The sequence below is a fragment of the Nitrosomonas communis genome, assembly GCF_900114745.1.
In the GTDB taxonomy this organism is placed as follows: domain Bacteria; phylum Pseudomonadota; class Gammaproteobacteria; order Burkholderiales; family Nitrosomonadaceae; genus Nitrosomonas; species Nitrosomonas communis_A.
In genome coordinates, this window is sequence record NZ_FOUB01000172.1 from 1 (window position 1) to 1518 (window position 1518).

1 protein-coding gene is annotated in these 1518 nt (G+C 43.0%); it reads right to left on the reverse strand.

Translation table 11 applies throughout. From position 1 onward, the window contains the following. Positions 1 to 824 (reverse strand): cytochrome-c peroxidase (locus BM122_RS21205; protein ID WP_218152216.1); only part of this gene is annotated, 824 nt, incomplete at its 3' end. Positions 825 to 1518: the final 694 nt, after the last annotated feature.

Below are 1518 nucleotides of genomic sequence, written 5' to 3' on the forward strand. Positions count from 1 at the left end.
TTTTCCTGCTCAGTTAAACCGTTCAGTGGGAATTTTTTGTCAGGATCGTCTGCGAGCGCCTGGTCACGCCTGGAGCTAAACGAATTGACTTTGCCGGAGTCTTGAAAGGCCGCGATTGCTACCGCGATACGCTTGTAATTCACATCGACATTGGCCTCGTCGCAAGTGATCGGAATAGTCCAGGCCTGCTCAAAAAGCGGAGCATACTGAGCCTTTTGAACATGCTGGCAAACACCGGCTCTATCCGCTTTGTTCTGCTCGGCAGGATTGACGAAAGGGCCTAACGCTTGAACGGCGGTCGGCCCGCGCAATCGGCCGTAGGCAGCTTTTAGTCCATCAGGATCGGCCGTTTCCGCAAAAACCTCATCTCCAATTTTGTCTGGATCAGCAGTGCTTCCGGCGGGAATATTGCCTTTAGCGCGGCCGTCCCAGAAGGCGCCCCCGCGTACCCCGGACGGTGGGCCAACCACACCTTCCTCAAATGGCGGGATGAAACTTGCGTAGGCATTGCTGGGTGGTTTACGGTTTCCGATCGTATGCGGATTGGCACCGGTTATGGCCACTTGAGTGAGGTTGGTTTGGGAATGCGGTCCCGTCCAACCAGCCCTCGGGTCATGGCAGGTAACGCATGCCATGCGTGGCGGGGTGGAGATTTTGTCCCAGAAGACTTGCTCACCCAACTGCTGTAGCGCTGCAAGATCAGCAGCGTTCGTGCTGAGAGAGGAAAAGAATAACGGAAACGCCGCGGCTAACGCGACGATTAAGGATTTTTGTTTTTTCTTAAAAATCATTATACTTTTTTTATTGTTATTGCTTGTACTCATCTAATATCCCTCTTTTTTAGCAAATTAATACTTATTTAAGTATATTTTGAATTTTGTTACTATTTGTATTAACAATTGCTATTGCATTAATTTGTCTTGATTTCCTTTCATGTACAAAAGACTATTTAGCCAATTGCAATATTCACCAAAAGCAATATTCATGCCAAAAGATATAATGTTTATTAATCAATTTATTGCATTCATATCCTGCAGGAAAGATGACAGATTTGTCGTTATTTATTGAGTAAATTTTGTAGATAATTTTCAAAAAATAGATAACCATCTGTTTATAAAAGAGTTATGCGTGTCGATAAATAAAGACATATTTTTATATTTGATAGCTAACTTTATCTTTTTAAAATATTTAATATGTTGCTAAAGAATGAACGCAGAATAGGGGTCGGGTCGCCAATCAATAAAGTATCTCAAGACCACTTCGTTTAGAATTTCCAAATGCGCTTTATGAGGTAATTCCATTTCTAAATCAAAACTGACTTTGTCGGCTTCGCCTTGCCGTATTATTTATACTGTCTGCGGCTCGCCTTCGCGTCGTTTTTGATTTAGAAATGGAATAACATCACGTGGAGATCGTCGCGAAAATATAGCATAACCAGATAATTTTGATTATAATATAAAAGATGGCATATTCACTGGATTTCCGCCGTAAAGTCCTGTCTGTCCGAGAGAAAGAAGG